At 60.0% G+C, this 18,617-nt stretch carries 14 protein-coding genes; 7 read left to right on the plus strand and 7 right to left on the minus strand.

Annotated features, from left to right (window positions below):
• The first annotated feature begins 302 nt into the window (after nucleotides 1-302).
• The gene (locus IG627_RS19660; protein ID WP_193194852.1) at nucleotides 303-695 is read left to right on the plus strand and encodes a glycine zipper family protein; all 393 of its coding nucleotides are present in this window, start codon (nucleotides 303-305) and stop codon (nucleotides 693-695) included.
• 172 nt (nucleotides 696-867) lie between these two features.
• Here IG627_RS19660 and cyoD read toward each other — a convergent pair whose 3' ends face one another.
• The 5 genes from cyoD to putA form a co-directional block, all read right to left on the minus strand.
• Nucleotides 868-1,185, minus strand: coding sequence for a cytochrome o ubiquinol oxidase subunit IV (cyoD, locus tag IG627_RS19665; protein WP_193194854.1), 318 nt, complete (start codon nucleotides 1,183-1,185; stop codon nucleotides 868-870).
• Nucleotides 1,182-1,784, minus strand: a complete 603-nt coding sequence (gene cyoC, locus IG627_RS19670; protein ID WP_319024618.1) for a cytochrome o ubiquinol oxidase subunit III — start codon at nucleotides 1,782-1,784, stop codon at nucleotides 1,182-1,184. The genes cyoD and cyoC overlap by 4 nt, the downstream gene beginning before the upstream one ends.
• Complete coding sequence (locus IG627_RS19675; protein WP_226865473.1) at nucleotides 1,781-3,775, minus strand: cbb3-type cytochrome c oxidase subunit I; 1,995 nt, start codon at nucleotides 3,773-3,775, stop codon at nucleotides 1,781-1,783. The genes cyoC and IG627_RS19675 overlap by 4 nt, the downstream gene beginning before the upstream one ends.
• A 3-nt stretch (nucleotides 3,776-3,778) precedes the next feature.
• Nucleotides 3,779-4,582, minus strand: coding sequence for a ubiquinol oxidase subunit II (gene cyoA, locus IG627_RS19680; RefSeq protein ID WP_193194856.1), 804 nt, complete (start codon nucleotides 4,580-4,582; stop codon nucleotides 3,779-3,781).
• A gap of 216 nt (nucleotides 4,583-4,798) precedes the next feature.
• Complete coding sequence (gene putA, locus IG627_RS19685; RefSeq protein WP_193194858.1) at nucleotides 4,799-7,972, minus strand: bifunctional proline dehydrogenase/L-glutamate gamma-semialdehyde dehydrogenase PutA; 3,174 nt, start codon at nucleotides 7,970-7,972, stop codon at nucleotides 4,799-4,801.
• 142 nt (nucleotides 7,973-8,114) lie between these two features.
• Between putA and IG627_RS19690 the strand changes: the two genes are divergently transcribed.
• The 3 genes from IG627_RS19690 to IG627_RS19700 all read left to right on the plus strand — a co-directional run bounded on the left by IG627_RS19690 (nucleotide 8,115) and on the right by IG627_RS19700 (nucleotide 10,980).
• Nucleotides 8,115-8,624 carry an Lrp/AsnC ligand binding domain-containing protein gene (locus IG627_RS19690; protein WP_193194860.1) on the plus strand — a complete coding sequence of 170 codons (510 nt, stop codon included), beginning with the start codon at nucleotides 8,115-8,117 and terminating at the stop codon, nucleotides 8,622-8,624.
• A 74-nt stretch (nucleotides 8,625-8,698) separates the two neighbouring features.
• Entirely contained in the window at nucleotides 8,699-9,610 is a 912-nt protein-coding gene (locus IG627_RS19695; protein ID WP_193194862.1) for a DMT family transporter, read from the plus strand.
• A 212-nt stretch (nucleotides 9,611-9,822) separates the two neighbouring features.
• Entirely contained in the window at nucleotides 9,823-10,980 is a 1,158-nt protein-coding gene (locus tag IG627_RS19700; protein WP_193194864.1) for an acyl-CoA dehydrogenase family protein, read from the plus strand.
• Between the two features lie 158 nt (nucleotides 10,981-11,138).
• On the opposite strand, the gene IG627_RS19705 is transcribed toward IG627_RS19700, so the two are convergent.
• On the minus strand, nucleotides 11,139-12,032 hold the full coding sequence (locus tag IG627_RS19705) for a LysR family transcriptional regulator (protein WP_193194866.1): 894 nt from the start codon (nucleotides 12,030-12,032) through the stop codon (nucleotides 11,139-11,141).
• A 158-nt stretch (nucleotides 12,033-12,190) separates the two neighbouring features.
• On the opposite strand from IG627_RS19705, the gene IG627_RS19710 reads away from it, so the two are divergent.
• The 3 genes from IG627_RS19710 to IG627_RS19720 all read left to right on the plus strand — a co-directional run bounded on the left by IG627_RS19710 (nucleotide 12,191) and on the right by IG627_RS19720 (nucleotide 17,533).
• A complete protein-coding gene (locus tag IG627_RS19710) occupies nucleotides 12,191-14,485 on the plus strand; it encodes a TonB-dependent receptor (protein WP_193194868.1) in 2,295 nt (764 codons plus the stop codon).
• An 86-nt stretch (nucleotides 14,486-14,571) separates the two neighbouring features.
• Nucleotides 14,572-15,825 (plus strand): serine hydrolase domain-containing protein, encoded by a 1,254-nt coding sequence (locus IG627_RS19715; protein ID WP_193194869.1) that lies wholly within the window; start codon nucleotides 14,572-14,574, stop codon nucleotides 15,823-15,825.
• A 76-nt stretch (nucleotides 15,826-15,901) separates the two neighbouring features.
• The gene (locus IG627_RS19720) at nucleotides 15,902-17,533 is read left to right on the plus strand and encodes a hypothetical protein (RefSeq protein ID WP_193194871.1); all 1,632 of its coding nucleotides are present in this window, start codon (nucleotides 15,902-15,904) and stop codon (nucleotides 17,531-17,533) included.
• 346 nt (nucleotides 17,534-17,879) lie between these two features.
• Here IG627_RS19720 and IG627_RS19725 read toward each other — a convergent pair whose 3' ends face one another.
• On the minus strand, nucleotides 17,880-18,134 hold the full coding sequence (locus tag IG627_RS19725; RefSeq protein ID WP_193194873.1) for a hypothetical protein: 255 nt from the start codon (nucleotides 18,132-18,134) through the stop codon (nucleotides 17,880-17,882).
• Nucleotides 18,135-18,617 lie beyond the last annotated feature (483 nt).

Consider the following 18,617-nt stretch of genomic DNA (forward strand, 5'->3'; position numbering starts at 1 on the left):
GTCCTACCGGCGAAGGCCGCTACCCAGTTCGGTGGCCCCTGGATGCCGCCCTCCGCCGGAATGACGACTGCACCCTGTAGGAGCGGCGGAGCGGCCACCCGCCGTTGGCCGCGATCGATCGCGGCCATGGGCCGCTCCTATATGGGCCTCCTTTCCTCTATTTTCTTGCCCAACCAGTCAGCGCTTCTTCTGCCACCGGCTGGCGCCAATTCCAACCTTCGTCTAAACCTAAAGAAGAATCAGGTGACAAACTGCCCGTACCTTGCGCAGGCTAGCTCGGGTTGAAGTTGGAGGTGCGTCAGATGAAGTCTGGAATAGCAGTGATGGGGCTTTGCGCTGCGCTGGCCGTCGGCTGCGCCACGCAGCAGGAGCAGGTGCCCGGTGCCGGTAGCGTGGTGATCGATACCTACGGTGTGAATATGAGCCAGTACCAGGCGGACCTGGCAGACTGCAAGGGGCTTTCCTATGCGGCGCGCGCCGATCAGGGGCGCAGGGGCGTAGCCCGCGCCGCCGGCGGTGCGCTGCTGGGCGGTGCGCTGGGCGCCATTATCGGTGACAGCAGCCGTGCCGCGGCCGCTGGTGCCGGCGCGGGCGCATTGGTCGGCGGCGTGTCTGGCGCGGGCAGCGCCAATGTGGAGGCCGAGCAGATCACCAGAAACTGTCTGCGTGGTCGCGGATATCGCGTGTTGAATTGATCTTTTTTTAATCGGAACGGTCAAACAAACAAGTCTGCCCAATGAAATTCGGCAATCTCACAGGACTTGATTAGAGCCGGGAAACCCCCGGCTCTTTTTTTGCCCGAAAATGGCGCGCAAATCAGCATGGAGTCGGCTTTGTTGAGGATATGTCGCTGGGTTATGCGGCGAGTCAGACCCACATGCGGTAGTGCAGGTTGAACATGATCCACAGGCTGCCGCCAATCATGATCAGGATCAGCACGGCGGCAAAGGCGATGGCCAGCAGTCGCTCTGGCGCTGTGGTGCGCAGCCCCAGATGCAGGAAGCAGCGCAGGTGTACCAAAACCTGGGCCAGCGCTGCGGCGCCGACTGCGATCAGGACGCTGTGCCTGGGCAGCGCGGCTGTAGCTGCCAGGCCGAAGGGAATGGCGGTCAGTAGCAGCGCCAGCACATAGCCGCCCAGGTATCTTTTCAGACTGTATCTTCCGGCTGTTGGCGCATTGTTCATTGCAGTATTCCCGGTAGGTAAACGGCGGAAAAAATGCCAATCCATACGATGTCGAGGAAATGCCAGAAGAGGCCGAGTCGCTCCAGGCGCGAAGCCACCGGCCGGCTCAGACCCTTTACCGCGACCTGCGCCATCATTACCAGGATAAAGACCAGTCCGGCGCTCACGTGCAGTCCGTGGGTGCCCACCAGGGTAAAGAAGGCGGACAGGAAACCGCTGCGTTCCGGCCCCGCTCCCAGGGCAATCAGGCCGTGGAATTCACGCAACTCCATCGCCACGAAACCCAGACCCAGCGCGAAGGTAACCGCGAGCCAGCCCAGTAGTTGTCGGCGGTTGCCGCTATCCAAGGCCACCGAGGCCAGACCGAAGGTGAGGCTGCTGGTCAGCAGCAGCAGGGTCTCACCGAAGGTGTGGGACAGGCTGAACAGGTCGCCGCCGCCGGGACCGCCGGCGGTGTTGCCCACCATCACCAGGTAGGTGGCAAACAGCAGTGCGAAGATGATGGCGTCGCTCATCAGGTAGAGCCAGAATCCCAGCGCACGCTGTTCATAGACATCGGCTTCCGGCAGTACAGCGGTGTCTTTGCCGGCGATACTCACAGCGCTTCCTCCCCGGCGAGTTGCCGCAAGCGCCGTTCTTCGATTTGCTGTATTTCGCTGGCGGACAAGCGGAATTCGGTCCTGTCGCAAAAGCTGCGTGCCGCCGCCGCGGCCAGCAATGCAAGCAGCGCTGCGGCTGCCGCCCACCAGATATGCCAGACCGCCGAGAAGCCAAACACGAAGGCGAAGCCGCCGATCAGTACGCCGGCGCCGGTGTTTCTCGGCAGCAGAATATCTTCGTAGCGCTCCGGCCTTTCGTAAACGGCGCCGCGCCGTTTCATTTCATGCAGGGCGTCGATATCCCGCACCTGCGGCAGCACGGCGAAATTGTAGGGCGCCGGCGGCGAGGCGGTCAGCCACTCCAGGGTGCGCCCGTCCCAGGGGTCGCCGGTCAGGTCGCGTCTCCTTTCCCGAGTGCGGATACTGGCGATCAGCTGTATCACCAGGCAGGCGATGCCGGCCAGAATCACCGCGGCCCCGAGGGCCGCGATCACCAGCGGTGGCTGCCAGGCGGCCACGTCGTAACGCTCCATGCGCCGCGCCATGCCCATAAAGCCCAGCATATACAGCGGCATAAAGGCCAGGTAGAAACCGCTGATCCAGCACCAGAAGGCGCGCTTCCCCCAGCGCTCGTCCAGGGTGAAGCCAAAGGCCTTGGGAAACCAGTACATATAGCCGGCCAGGTAGCCGAAAAGTGCGCCGGGAATCAGCATATTGTGGAAGTGCGCCACCAGGAAGGTGGAGTTGTGCATCAGGTAGTCCGCCGGCGGCAGTGCCAGCAGCACACCGGTCATACCGCCGATCGTGAAGGTGACGATAAATCCCAGCGTCCACAGCATCGATGGGTGGAAGGTGATGCGCCCGCGAAACAGGGTCATCAGCCAGTCGAAAACCTTCACGCCGGTGGGTACGGCGATCACCATGGTGGCGACGCCGAAAAAAGCGTTGACCCCGGCGCTGGCACCCATGGTGAAAAAATGGTGTAGCCAGACAGTGAAGGACAGCAGCGCGATGGCCATTGTGGCGTAGACCAGGGATTTGTAGCCGAACAGCCGCTTGGCGGCGAAGGTGGAGACCACGCCGGAATAGATGCCAAAGGCAGGTAGTATCAGGATATAGACCTCGGGGTGACCCCAGATCCAGAAGAGGTTGATGTAATTCATCAGGTTGCCGCCGTCGGTATTGGTAAAAAAGTGCATATCGAAGATGCGGTCCAGCGCCAGGAGGGCGGTGGTTACCGTGAGGGCGGGAAAGGCGAAGACCATCAGGATACTGGAGGCCAGCGTGGTCCAGCAGAAAAGCGGCATGCGCATCAGCTTCATGCCCGGCGCGCGCCGCTTGAGAATGGTGACGATAAAGTTGATGCCGGAGAGGGTGCTGCCGATACCGCTGACCTGGATCGCCCATATCCAGTAATCGACGCCTACACCCGGGTTGTACCCGGCACCGGAGTAGGGCGGGTAACCGGTCCAGCCGGCGGTGGAAAAGCGGCCCACCACCAGGGATATCAGCACCAGGCCGGCGCCGGCGGCGGTCAGCCACAGGCTGACAGAATTCATAAAGGGGAAGGCGACATCCCGTGCGCCTATCTGTTGCGGCACGATGATATTGATCAGCCCGGTCAGGAACGGCATCGCCATGAAGAAAACCATGATGGTGCCGTGGGAGCTGAAGATCTGGTCGAAATGCTCCGGCGGCAGGTAGCCGCCGGAATTGAGTGCAAACGCCTGCTGGGCGCGCATCATGATGGCGTCGACGAAGCCGCGCAGCAGCATCACCAGCGCCAGCATCACGTACAGGATGCCGATGCGCTTGTGATCCAGGCTGGTCAGCCACTCGGTCCAGACATAGCGCCATTTGCCCAGCCAGGTGATGGTGCCGATGATGGCCAGGAAGCCGAGAATAGTAACCACCGCGCCACCGATGGCGACCCAGCTGTAAAGGGGCAGGGCGTCGGCGGCGGTCAGCCTTCCCAGGATGCGCATCTCCATAATCTATTCCGGATGTTGGCCGGCATATTTCGCGATGATGCTGTCGAACAGTCGCGGTGCGACTCCGGAATAATAGCTGACGGGATGATCGCGACTGGGCGCGGCCAGTGCGCGGTAACTGGTCGCGTCCAGCCGCTCGGGCGATTTCCTGGCCTTCGCCACCCAGTCCTCGAATGCCTCCGCGGACAGGGCGCGCGCGGCGAAATGCTGATCCGGAAATCCGTCACCGCTGTACTGCATATTTCGGCCGCGGAAACAGCCCGACCTGTCGGCAAGCAAGTTGAGGCGCGTCTGCATGCCCGCCATGGCATAGATCTGCCCGCCCAGGGCGGGGATGAAAAAGGAATTCATCACCGTGTCGGAGGTGATCTTGAGGCTGAGGGGCCGGCCGGCGGGAAATGCCAGTTCATTGACCGATGCGATGCCATGCTCGGGATAGATAAACAGCCACTTCCAGTCCTGGGCAACGGCCTCCACTTCCAGAGGGCGGGTGCCGGCGTTCAACTGACGGTAGGGATCGAGCCTGTGGGTTTCACTCCAGAGCAGACAGGCCAGGATCACCACTATTGCCGCGGGTACCAGCCAGATCAGCGCGTCGATTTTCCCGGAATAGAACCAGTTGGGCGTGTAGCGGCCCTTTCCCCCAGAAGCGCGGTAGCGCCAGGCGAACAGGAAGGTCATCACAAAGACCGGGATCAACACGACCAGCATGATGAATACCGCGGTAAACAGCAGGTCGCGCTCGGCCAGCGCCACAGGGCCGGCGGGGTGGAGAATGGGTGCGCGAATTGGGGTGCAGCCGTCCATTGGCGATAACGCTCCGGGCAGTCGGTGAAATTCCTTTCATCTGCCAAGTAAAGACGTTATTGCGGGCCGGCGCGGGATGCCGCTGGAAGAGCGGAAGTAGAGGCGGATATATGTCCGCCCCTTCGAACTTTAAGAATTCGTCATACCGGCGCAGGCCGGTATCCAGGTTCGGAGACCTGGGTTCCGGCCTGCACCGGAACGACGAATCGAGCGCAGTTACTGCCCCAGGCTAAACAGCTGGGTATTGCCGCCGGTGGCCACTGTGTTGATGGTCTTGGTTTTCTCGTCGGCGAAGCGGAACAGGTAGTGGGGGCCGCCGGCCTTGGGGCCGGTGCCGGACAGGCCCTGGCCGCCGAAGGGGTTGACGCCCACAACCGCGCCGACCATGTCGCGATTGACGTAGGTGTTGCCCACGTGCACGCGCTTGAATACCGCGTGGGCACGACCCTCGATGCGCGAGTGCAGGCCGAAGGTCAGGCCGTAGCCGGTGGCGTTGATACGGCGGATCACGTCTTCCAGCTCCTCCGCCTTGAAGCGCACCACGTGCAGGAAGGGACCGAACACCTCGCGCTCCAGCAGGGAGAAATCCTCAATCTCCACTACCTGCGGGCCGAAGAAGGTGCCGCTACCCGGCTTCTTGCCCTCGTCGAAGGCAAACAGCGGCTTGGCTTCCCTCTGCATACGCTCGCGGTGGGCTTCCAGCAGGCCCAGGGCCTTCTCATCGATCACCGGGCCTATATCGGTCTCCAGTTTGGACGGGTCGCCTAGGGTCAGTTCATCGCAGGCGCCCTTGAGCATATTCAGCAGATTGTCGGCGATCACGTCCTGCACGCACAGGATACGCAGTGCCGAGCAGCGCTGGCCGGCGCTCAGGAAGGCGGACTGGATCACATCGTCCACCACCTGCTCCGGCAGGGCGGTGGAGTCGACGATCATCACGTTCTGGCCGCCGGTCTCGGCGATCAGCGGCGTGATAGGGCCTTCCTTGTCCGCCAGCTGTTTGTTGATCAGGCGCGCGGTTTCGGTGGAGCCGGTAAAGGCCACGCCGGACAGGCGCGGGTCCTCGATCAGCGGCTGGCCCACGGCGGCGCCGGTACCGGTGATCAGGTGCAATACTTTCGCCGGTACGCCGGCCTCGTGCATCAGCTCTATGGCGCGCGCAGCGATCAGCGGTGTCTGCTCGGCCGGCTTGGCCAGCACCGCGTTGCCCGCGGCCAGTGCGGCCACCACCTGGCCGGTGAAGATTGCCAGGGGGAAGTTCCACGGGCTGATGGCGACGAAGACACCGCGGCCACTCAGGAAGAGTTCATTGCTCTCGCCAGTGGGGCCGGGCAGTTGCTGCGGCTCGCTGAAATGCTTGCGCGCGCCGTTGGCGTAATAGCGGCAGAAATCCACCGCTTCGCGCACTTCACTGATACCGTCGTTCAGGGTGCGGCCGGCTTCCAGGCAGATAAGTGCAGTCAGGTCATTGATATGCTTTTCGTAGAGGTCGGCGACCTTGTCGAGAATCTTCGCGCGCGCGTCGCCGCCCAGGCGGTCCCAGGCGATCTGGGCTTCGGTTGCCGAGGTGTATGCTCGATCGATCAGGTGCTTATCGGTGTTGGCTGTATGGCCGACGATCTCGTTAGTAGCCGGGTTGACGACAGGCTCTTCTGCCTTATCCATCACGCCGTCGACTATGGGGCCGCCGAGGAAATGCTTGCCGCGCATCTTTTCCACCGCTTCCTGTAGCGGTGCTATTGCGATCGGGTCGGTCAATTCGATGCCGTGTGAATTTTTCCGTGGCAGGGCCTCAGCTCCCATATAGATGTCCTCCGGTACCGGGATTTGCGGGTGGCGATAGGGGTTGCAGGCCTCGCTCTGTTCTAGGGTGTCCTGCACCAGTTCTTCGATCGGGGTCTTTTCGTCCATAAAGCGATTGACGAAGGAGCTGTTGGCACCGTTCTCCAGCAGGCGGCGCACCAGGTAGGGCAGCAGGTCCTTGTGTGCGCCGACCGGGGCATAGACCCGCACGGGCACGCGCTTGCCGTGTACGGCTTCCAACTGTGCGTAGAGCAGGTGACCCATGCCGTGCAACCGCTGGAACTCGTAGTCGTCGGCGTCGCCGGCCAGTTCCAGGATCAGGCCCACGGTGTAGGCGTTGTGGGTGGCGAACTGTGGATAGATGGCGTCGCGCGCGTCCAGCAGCTTCTTCGCACACACCTGGTAGGAGAGGTCTGTGTGGCACTTGCGCGTGTACACCGGGTAGTCGGACAGGCCCATCTGCTGGGCGTGCTTGATCTCGGTGTCCCAGTAGGCGCCCTTGACCAGGCGCACCATCAGCTTGCGGCCGGTATCGCGGCCCAGGGCGATCAGCCAGTCAGCGACATGCGGGGCGCGCTTCTGGTAGGCCTGCAGCACAAAGCCGAGGCCCTGCCAGTCTTTCAGTTCCGGATCGCGGGCCAGGGCCTCGAAGATGTCCAGGGAGATATCCAGGCGCTCCGCCTCTTCGGCGTCGATATTGAGGCCCATATCGTATTTGGCCGCGGCAGCGCACAGTGCTTTCACCTGGGGCAGCAGTTCGCTCATCACCCGCTCGCGCTGCAGCTCGCTGTAGCGCGGGTGCAGGGCGGACAGCTTGATGGAGATACCGTTGGCCTCCACCACGTCGCGCTTGTCGCCACCCTTTTCGATATTGTTCTTGCCGATGGACTCGATCGCCATCATATAGGCGTCGAAGTAGCGCTTTGCGTCCGCCATGGTGCGGGCGCCCTCGCCGAGCATATCGAAGGAAAAGCGGGTGCCGGGCAGGTTCTCCGCCGGGCCGCGTTTGAGGGCCTCCTCGATGGTGCGGCCCAGTACATACTGGCCGCCCATGATTTTCATCGCCTGCATCATGGAGGTGCGCACCATGGGCTCGCCCAGGCGGCTGACCAGGCGCTTCATCCAGGAGGAGGGCTTCTCGGTGATGTCCGGATCCAGCTCGACGATATTGCCGGTCAGCATCAGGCCCCAGGTGGAGGCGTTGACGAACAGGGAGTCGGACTGGCCACGATGGCTGGACCAGTTGCCGGAATGCACTTTCTCGGCGATCAGTTTGTCGGCAGTATCCGCATCCGGCACACGCAGCAGGGACTCCGCCAGGCACATCAGCGCCACGCCCTCCTTGTTGGAGAGGCCGAATTGCTGCAGGAAGGCATCGAGGGTGCCGCGCTTGCTGCGGTGCTGGCGCGAGTGGCGTACCAGCTCGCGCGAAGTATTGAGGATCTTCTTGCGCAATGTGTCGCTGGGACGCGGGGCAGCCAGCAGTTCGCTGACGCACTGGTTTTCGTCGGCGTGCAGATACTCGCGGGCCCGCTGGCGGGCGCTGTGCAACTCTTCACTGAATTGCCCGGCGAATGTTGTCGACATAATGTCTCCCAAACTCATTAGTAGAGGGCCAGTATAAAAAACCGGATTATGTGCGAAACTCCTCAGAATTAATCGCCATATTGCCGCCGGTTGTGGTTAAATATCACGCCTGTTTGCGTGATTACCAGTAGGGTATGTTGCTATGTCTCGACAGTTGGAAGATCTGGACCGTATCGACCGCCAGATACTGCGCATCCTGCAGCGCCACGGGCGCCTGCCGAACGTGGAATTGGCGCGGCGGGTAAACCTGAGCCCCACGCCCTGCCTGGAGCGGGTCAAGCGCCTCGAGCGCGAGGGCTTTATCCGCGACTATGTGGCGCTGCTGGATCCACTCAAGGTCCACGCCGGCCTGGTGGTCTATATCCAGGTCACCCTGACCGACACCGCCACCGAGGCCCTGGAGGCCTTCAACCAGCATGTATCCAGCCTGGAAGAGGTGCAGGAGTGCCATATGGTCGCCGGCGGTTTTGACTATCTGATCAAGATCCGCATCAAGGACATGCTCGGCTACCGCCGCTTCCTCGGAGAGAAGCTGGCGTCCATCCCCGGGGTGCGCGAGACCCACACCTATGTGGTGATCCAGGAGGTCAAGACGGATACCGCCGTGGCGGTGCCGGACCCGGAGCCCAAGGCCAAGGGTGGCAAGCGCTGAGGCCCGTTGGCGCACAAAACTCCATAAAAGCTTAGTTCCTGAATGGAAAGCTGTACGGATTCAGGTATTGATTGATGGCTATCCCGCACATCGTCGACAATCGCCGCGCCTACCTGCTGGCCCTGGCGGCGGTGCTCTGCTGGTCCACCGTGGCCAGCGCTTTCAAGCTGTCGCTGCAAGCTGTGTCGCCGCTGCAACTGGTGACCATCGCCGCCCTGACATCCACTTTGCTGATGGCCGCGGTGATCAGCTGGCGGCGGCGCTGGAATCTGGTTCCCGGCGCCTGGCAGCAGAACCGGCCCTGGTATCTTGTCCTGGGTTTCTGCAATCCTTTTCTCTATTACCTGGTGCTCTTCCACGCCTATGACCTGCTGCCCGCGCAGCAGGCGCAGCCGCTCAATTACACCTGGGGCATACTGCTGGCGCTGCTGTCGGTACCGGTGCTGAAACAGCAGTTGCGCCGCCGGGACCTGGTGGCCGCGCTGGTCTGCTACAGTGGCGTGCTGGTGATCGTCACGCGTGGCCAGCTGCTGGGACTACAATTCGACCAGCCGCTGGGCGTGGCCCTGGCACTGTTCAGCACATTGATCTGGTGCTGCTATTGGTTGCTGAACACGCGCATCGGCGGCAGTGCGGAGATCAACCTGCTGCTCAGCTTCCTGTGCGGCCTGCCGTGGTTGGGGGCGGCGTTGATGGTCCAGGGCGACTGGCAATGGCCGCCGCTGGCCGGCTGGCTGGGTGCCATCTATGTGGGACTGTTTGAAATGGGGATCGCCTTCCTGCTGTGGCAGGCGGCCATGATGTGTTGCGACAATACCGCGCGCATCAGTAACCTGATTTACCTCTCCCCGCCGCTATCCTTGCTATTGATTGCGCTTTTGGTCGGCGAGAGGATTCATATGGCAACCATTGTCGGCCTGTTTTTGATTATGCTCGGCGTGGCCATTCAGCAGGGGATGTTGCGCCGGTTGATCTACAGGGGTTGAACCTGAAACCCCGAGGTCGTCATACCGGCACAGGCCGGTATCCAGTTCTATGGCACCTGGGTTCCGGTACCGGATCAAGTCCGGCACAGGCTCTGCGCCGGAACGACGAAAGTACATTGTAGGGCGGCGGGGCGGCCATCCGCCGGCGGTCCCGCCGCTCTTACTAGAAAGAAATTTGGCAATCCAGTAAATAAAGAATAAGCAGGTACTGTATGGATTTCGCACTCACCGAAGAACAGCAGATGATCCAGGAGGCGGCGCGCCAGTTTGCCGACAGCGAACTGAAGCCGGTCGCCGGCGAGCTGGACAAGACCGGCAACCGCCAACTGCTGTTGGAAAAACTCAAGCAGCTGGCCGAACTGGGCTTTATGGGCATCAATATCGATCCCGACTTCGGCGGCACCGGCGCCGGCACCATCGCCTTCAGCCTGGCCATTACTGAATTGGCCCGCGGCTGCGCCTCCACCGCGACCACCACCTCTGTAACCAATATGGTTGCAGAAGTCATCCAGGCGGTGGGCAACGACGGCCAGAAAGCCAAATACCTGCCGAAAATCTGCAGTGGCGAATACGCCGCGGGTTCCTTCTGCCTGACCGAACCGGGCTCCGGCTCCGACGCCGCCGCCATGCGCACTCGCGCGGTCAAGGACGGCGACGACTATGTGCTGAATGGCAGCAAGCTGTTTATCAGCAGCGCCGAGTTTGCCGGTATCTTCGTGGTCTGGGCTGTGACCGACTCCGCGGCGCCGAAGGGCAAGGGTATTTCCTGTTTCCTGGTGGAGGCGGGCACCCCGGGTCTGGTGATTGGCAAGGCTGAGGAAAAGATGGGACAAAAGGCCTCGGTCACCAACGAGGTTGCCTTCGAGGACTGCCGCATTCCCGCCGCCAACCTGCTCGGCGCAGAGAACAAGGGTTTCCGCATCGCCGCCGGCGAGCTGGCCGGCGGCCGCATCGGCATCGGCTCCCTGGCACTGGGCATCGGCCTGGAAGCCCTGGACTGCGCCCGCGACTATATCCAGGAGCGCGAGCAGTTCGGCAAGAAACTGGCCCAGTTTCAGGGGCTGCAGTGGCAGCTGGCCGACAAGTACACCGAAATGGAATCTGCGCGCCTGTTACTGATGCAGGCAGCCTGGCAGAAGGACGCCGGTATGAACTTCGGTCCAGCCGCGTCCATGGCCAAGCTCTACGCCAGTGAAAAGGCCAACGAGGCCTGCTACGTGGCGCTGCAGATGCACGGCGGAGTGGGCTATACGCGCGAGTTCCCGCTGGAGCGTATGTCCCGCGATGTGCGTATTACCACCATCTACGAAGGCACTAGCGAAATCCAGCGGCTGATTATCGCGCGGCACCTGCTGGAAGGTGTGCGTTAATAGCCTCCATTATTCCGGTGGCGGACCACCCGTCGCCGGAAATTTCTTTGCGATGCCCCCCGACAGGCCTGCGTTATTTTGACTGTGAGAATTTCCGTCGGTGCATTGGGCTGATTGAAAGCAAAGCAGCTTCAAATGGCGTGACGGTTTCAGTCTCCTCAGATATTTTTCTCACACAGCGCAATAAATGCCGCTGCAGCTGGTGAGCGGGAGCGTTCACCTAGGTCCATCACGCTCAGCTGGCTCAGCAGGGCGGGGTGCGAAATATCCAGCGTGCACAATTCGCCGCCTAAAATCTCCGCCGAATAATAGAATTCCGGAGCGATCAGCCAGGACTGGGTTCGCAGCAGAATATCTTTCAGCGTTGAATAATCACTGCAAACGAGCGATGGCAGTTGCCGGTTCGGATCTCCCGCGCTGAGCACTGCTCTGTATAGCGGGTTGGCGGCGCTGACCAGCGTGGATGCAATCAACGGATAGGGTACCAGGTCGTCAAAGCGGATATCGGCCCTGGCCCGCAATGGATGCGCCGGATTCACGATGACCGACAGGGGAATATCTTGCAGATGTTGATACCTGATCCCGTCGATATCCCGGTAGCTGCCGGATCCGGCAACCAGTAAGTCGAGCTCCCGGCGCTTGAGCCTGTAAACCAGTTCCTCCGGGGTTCCCTCACTGACGCCCACAACAACCCGAGGATGGCTTTCGACGAACTCGGGCAGTGTGTTACGCGTGATCAGATCTTTCATTGCCCGCCCCACGCCGATGTTCAGGGTGCCGGTCTGAACATTGCGATAGAGTTCGGCCTCTCGCTGAATGTCGTCGATATCCAACAGGACCTGATCACAGCGGCGGGCCAGCTGCAGGCAGAAAGGTGTCGGCCTCATGCCCGCCTTGGAGCGCTCGAACAACTGCACGCCGAGAGTTTCTTCCAGGTTGTTCAGGCTGCGCGTCAGCGCCGGGTGCGTCAGGTGTAGGACCTCGGCCGCCCGCAGAATGGTGCCGTGCTGCACGATTGCACGCAGGTGACGAAGCTGTTTGAGAGTAAGCATAGCTATCGACGTGTCCCAAATTGACCAGGTTCAGGGTGAGGGCCTATATGTAATTTAAAGTTTTATTTGGGAAAATTAAAGTCACTATAAGTTACATATTCGGCGCGCTAGTATCCGCTTTCGGCTCCAAAACACAATAAATAGCGGAGAGAGAACGGATGAATAATCAGTCACTTAAGCCCCTTGCGGCCGCAATTTCCCTGGGCCTGATCGCGGAGATACCCGCTGCGGCCCTGGCGGCACCGGTGGTGGAGGAGGTGGTCGTCACCGCGACCAAGCGCGCCGAGAGTATCCAGGATGTCCCCATTTCTGTCTCGGCTTTTACCGGCGACTACCTGGAGAATTCCGGACTGAGTGACCTCGAAGATCTTGGCAATATCGCGCCCAACCTCGGTGTCACCAAATCCAGCCAGGCGGTCAGTCAACGCATCTCTATTCGCGGCGTCGGCACCGTCGGCAATAACGCCATGGACCCGAGCGTGGCGGTTTATATCGACGGTGCCTATGTGTCCCGTCCGGGCGCCCTGCTGGGTAATCTGCAGGATATCGAAGTGGCTGAAGTGTTGCGCGGCCCCCAGGGCACCCTGTTCGGCCGCAATGCCGCCATGGGCGCGCTGAACCTGCGCACCAAGGCACCGGTGCTGGGCGAGGACTCGGTCAAGGTGAAGGCAGGATTCGGCGATTACGGCGCTTACCAAACAACCGCGATTGCCAACAAGGCGCTGGGTTCCCGGGCATCGGGCCGCGTCGTAGCCAGTATGGCCGGCGAGGATGGCTACGGGAAAAACCGCTTTGACGGTGAGGAGGGCGTGGGAGCGAGCCGCGCCGAGAGCCTGAAAACTTCGCTGCTGTTCGAGCCAGCCGACACACTCAGCGTGTTGCTGCGGGCCGACTACCAGGAGCTCTCCGGGGAGGGGCCCGTCATCGAGGTGCTGCCGGAATCGGCCACCCCGGAGCGATTGGCTACCCTGAACTACCTGGGTATAGCCCCGGACGTATCCGGCCTGGATCACGAGATCAACCAGCTCCACGAAGATGACATGGCGGATCGCCAGTGGGGCCTGCTGCTGGATACCACCTGGGATGAAGCGATCGCAGGCCATACCCTGCGTTCGATCACCTCCTACCGCGACTGGCAGAACCGCACACTGGAGAACTCGGTATTCCGGCTACCGTTGGAGGACCTGGCCCGCGAGACGCACTACTACAGCGACACCTTCTCCCAGGAAATCCAGCTGATTTCTCCCACAGGAGACAGCTTTGACTATGTCGCCGGCCTTTACTATTTCCAGGAAGACTACGATATCGACCAGACCGCGCATCTGGGCAGCGCATTCTGCCCCATGACCGGCGCCGTCAATCCCGCCTTCGCGAGCCTCTGTGCCGGCGCTGCACAGGTAAACGTCACGCCTTCCGAGTTTTTCCAGCGCGCGGAATCTATCGCCGCGTTTATCCAGGGAACCTACCACGCAACCGAGCAGCTGGATCTGACTTTCGGCGTGCGCTACTCGGATGATGACAAGGACGGCAGCTTTCTGGTGAAGTCCAATAACCCAATTGCCTCGGCGCTGCTGGCGGCCCCCGAAGACCACCAGCTCGCCTTCGCGGACGAGCAGACGACCTGGGTGGCCAATGCCAGATATTTTGTCGACAACGATATCATGGCCTACTTCACCGTCTCCACGGGATACAAGTCGGGCGGCCTCAACTCGGTGATGACCCGCGGCGGTCTGACTGGCGACCAGCGCCTGTTTGATTCGGAAGAGGTGATGAACTACGAGTTTGGCCTCAAAAGTACCCTGCTTGACGGCAGTCTGGTGGCCAATGCGAGCCTGTACCGCACCGATATCGAGAACTTCCAGGATCGTTCATTCGAAAACCTGACCTATGTGATTGCCAATGCCGGGGAATTGCGCCAGCAGGGTCTGGAGCTGGATATGCAGTATTATCCGATGGACCAGCTGATGATCAACTTCGGCTATGCCTATCTGGATTCCGAATTTCTCGAATTCGACAACGGCAGCAACCTGCCGGGCATGGCGGGCACCCGGGACCTGGCCGGTACACGCAACCGCTACTCACCTGAAAACCAGGTCAATCTGACTTCTCAATGGACGCAACCGATTGGTGACAGCGGCATGGCGTGGTTTCTACGTGGAGAAATGAAATGGACAGACGAGGCCAATGTGGGGGGCACGACCAACAACAACCCGCAGACAATCCAGGATGCCTACGCGCTGGCCAATCTGCGTCTGGGCCTGACTTCCGGCGACGACAGCTGGTCAATCAGTGCCTTTATCGAGAACATCGCTGATGAAACCTACTGCAACGGCATGATTGATCAGCCAAACGGGGAAATCTTCGGCACCATTTCCAATGGCGGCACCTTGATTCGTTGCGTACAGGGAGATCCGCGCACCCTGGGCATAAGCGGTACCTATTACTTTGACTAATCGATTTCGGAACCTGAATGGCCGCGACGGCGGCTGAATCGGCATTGGAGCCTGTAATTACAGGCTCACTTTTTCGAGGCAAGAGTATGCAGTTGATCAACTTAAAATCCCTCCTCTGTGTGGTCCTACTATCAGCTCCAACGGGTTTCGCCGAAGCGGCGGAGAAGAGGGGAGACGTTGACTGGCGTGTGCGGCAGGTATCCGCCAACTTCAGCAACAAAAACGAAGCGGCTCCCATTCATTTTCGCCAGCTGCAAAACCTGTATCCGAGCCGGAAGCTGGATAGTGCCAGTGGTACTTCTTTGCCCACTGCGGAAAAGCTGCTTTCCATCGACCGGGTCAGCTACCGGTTTGACGGACAAGAGCGAAGGCTTCGCGACTATATCGAGCAACGCCGTGTCACCGGCTTTCTCGTGCTCAACAATGGGGAAATTGCCCATGAAAGCCATTACTACGGCAGCAATCCGCATTCCAGGTCGATTTTATTCTCAAGCACCAAGTCCATCGTCAGCCTGTTGGTGGGAATTGCCGTAGATCGGGGAATGATAAAGAGCGTCGAGGATCCCATCGTCGACTATCTGCCGGAGCTGGCAGGCAGCGCCTTCGATGGCGCCAGTATCAAGAATGTCCTGCAAATGACTACCTCTCTGTATATCGAAGGCGCGGATACCGGCGCGGGAGGCGAGGGGCGCGATATCCGCGCGGCGTCGGCCAAGAGTCTCGCTTACGGCAAGGGCGATCTCCGGGGCCAGCCGCGTACCGCGCTGCGCAGGCCCGACAGGGGACACGGGGAGACCTGGGAGTACCTGAATACCAACACCCAGGCACTGACGGTTCTGATCGAGCGTGTCAGCGGGCAGAAGGTTTCCGAATTTGCCGAGCAATATCTTTGGAAGAAAATCGGCAGCGAGCAGCCAGCCTATTGGCTGATTGACCGAAATAACGAACAGGAGGCCATTGAACTGGGCTTCGGTGGCTTTATTGCCGGTCTGCACGATCTCGGCCGGCTCGGAATGATGGTCGCCAGTGAGGGGCAATGGGCAGGAGAGCAGGTGCTGTCGCCGGAGTGGATTCGCGCCTCCACCACGGCGGACAACCCGGCCGTGCGCAACCTGCCCAGCCACACGATGATGGATTACGGCTACCAGTGGTGGATACCGCAGGGTGACAGGGGGGAATTTATGGCGGTCGGTTTTGGTGGTCAGTTTATCTATGCCGATCCAGAACACGGCGTGGTCATTGTCCAAACCAGTGCGGATTCGGAATACGAACCCGCGAGCAAGGAAGAAGCGGTCACACTCTATCGCGCCTTGGTCGAAGCATTGACCGGGCCCAGGTAAACAATTTGTCGAAAGCGGGTGCGATAGAGGTCAGATGCTGCATTGCGCACCGATTGGAATAGTCTGAGTAGTAGTTATGATCGATTCAAAATTAAGTCGCCGCAACCTGTTGAAGATGGGGCTGGGCGCCACTGTTCTAAGTGCAACCGCCTGCTCCGGGGATTACCGCTCTCCCGACAACTGGTACCAGGGGGACCTCCAGCATCTGATACCGCTGGTGTCCCACCGATCGTTCAATATCAAGCTCTCCTTTCTGTCGGCGCGCGACAGGGCGCCGATTCTGAAGGTCGGCAACCGTTCCATTAGTGGTCGCCAGCAGGATACCCTGGGGCGATTCTGGGCATTCAGGGTTGGCGACCTCAGCCCGGATACCGAATACCAGTTGCAGCTGCACGATCCGTCAGGTACTTCACTGTGTGATCCCTGGCCGCTGAAAACCTTCCCGGACCCGGCGCAAAAAGCCGAACGTCTGAGGGTTATCAGCTATACCTGCGCCGGCGGTCCGGACCTGCCGGTGTTGCCCGGCAACCGCCACGCTTTCAAGCCCGTCGTCTACCGCCAGAAACTGTTCGACACCATTGTCGGGCAGAAGCCCGATATGGTGATCTCCAACGGGGATCATATCTACTGGGACTATCGCTCCTGGGTGAAAAACCCGGACAGCGCCATGGCCAGAATGGCAATTGATCTCTTCCTCGGCAGCTATGGGAGCTTCGATGAAAGCCTGCCGGTAAAAGGGACCAAAAACGAGATAACGCTGCAGGCGATTGCCGATGAGCAGATTGGCAAAGCCTACGGAGTAAGATTCCGCTCCACACCAGTCTATTTCGTGACGGATGATCACGACTATTTCGATAATGACGATGCGACGCCGGAACTGGTGACATTTCCGCCCAACAATTTTCACCAGGATCTGCGCGATACCCTGCAGGCCCAGTACTTCCCGGAATACATAGTGGAGGAGGAGTTGCCGACGGCTTTCCCGGGGTACACAACAGAAGAGACCATCGCACTGTCGACCCACTTCGGTGCGGCGCGATTCGGGGATCTCTTCTGCGGCGCCCTGTATGACTGCGGTGGCAAGCTCAACCTCGCTGGTGACGACGCGGGTCTGATACCACAAACCGTCGAGGACTGGCTGCTGGAAAAAACCGCCCTGGAAGACACCCGCCACCTGATACACATTCCTTCACACCCGATGGGCTGGACGGCCGGCAAATGGCGGGAGTGGTATCCGGACCTGATCGAGTCAGAGGACACCCTGCTCGCGGAGGTAAAAGGCGATGGTCAAGGCAATAAATTTATGTGGCAACGGGGCTGGTGGTCCCAGCATCAACGCCTGATAGAGGCGCTGTCGCTGCAAAAAGAGCGCAAGCCTCTAATTGTCTCCGGTGATCTCCACCTGCTTGGCGCCGGACAGATAAAGCGCAGTGGAAGTTTGGATCTTGCTTCCAATCCGGTAACGTCCATTCTTAGTGGCCCGGTCGGCGTTGGCGGACTTGGATGGCTGAGCAAGGCCCGCGGTCTCAGTGCGAAGATTCCCAAGTCACTGGTCGCTGAAGCGTTACTCACGCCACGGGAGCGAAATGGATATACGCTTATCGATATGAGCCGAACTCAGTGCCGTATCGAACTCTACCAGTGCCCAGAAGGCTATGTGATGCCTAAGGATTTAAAGCCATCTTTACTCAAAGCTTTTAACGTCTAAAGCCACTAGCGTGACAATCAGCTAGGTCCTTCTGAGGTATTCGAATGTCGCCCGGAAGCTGCCTGTGTTCAAACTCTTTTGCGTGGAATTTCGTAGATGAAAATGGGCTTCATGGTGTCAATTTCCGCCGGATCCTGCGGCGGTCGCCAGGTGAGCATCTGGAAGGTCATTTTTCCCGATGTCACATCGATAATGCTGAAACCATTTTCCGCTGTCGGTTTCAGCGCTTCCTTTTAACCAGCCAGTTGTGAATTGCTGGCGCCAATCTTTCCATAGGAGGACGGAAAACCGATATCCCCGGTATCGAGTGTGCCGCTGGTGACGACATGCATTGGGTTTTCCAGGCTCAACTCTCCACCCTCTCGGGCATTGTTCTGGCGCGATCTCCAGTGTAATCGACGCCGCGGCGGCAGTCGTTCACCGTCAGGTAGGTTACCGCATTGCGCGGATCCATCTTCGGGAGGGATATGTCGAGTGGACCGCCAGATTTGGGCCAGTATTCGGTTTCTATGAACTTCGCAAAGGGTTTGTTCATTGAGGTCCTGATATCCCAGTAGATATGATCCCCGTTGGGAATCACCATGTCCGGCTGGTAGGACATGCCCGGGCGAGCAGGCGCCGCCGCGCCGCCATATCGAGAAAAAAGCCCTTGCTCTTGAGGGGCGGGCCGTCGTATCCGCGTGCGCAGGTATAACTCAGGATTCTGAGTACCCGGGGTTCGCTATCCGGCGTGGGAAATGTCTTCAAAAGCCAGGAATCTCAAAGCGCATTGCCGCTCTGGTCCTGGACTTGCAGAGTGTATTTGGTGTCCGGGGTCAGCTCCTGGGCATCGAAACGCCAGAAACGGCCGGCCAGGTCTGTCCATTCGCCCGCCAAACTTTTTTTCTGAATGGCTGAGCCTGGGTGGTTGGCAGGAGGTTGGCCATGGGTTGGTGGCGGCCTATTAGTGCATCGGTTCTCGGAAAATAAATGCACACAATGGCGCCAGAGCCTCTATTTTTCGGCTGGAAATAATCGTTAGCGCCATAAGATAGCATCGGGAACTTCCGGCCTACACTGTACGAAGCGAAAACTTTCACCGGAT

The sequence above is a fragment of the Microbulbifer taiwanensis genome (assembly GCF_014904815.1).
GTDB lineage: Bacteria > Pseudomonadota > Gammaproteobacteria > Pseudomonadales > Cellvibrionaceae > Microbulbifer > Microbulbifer taiwanensis.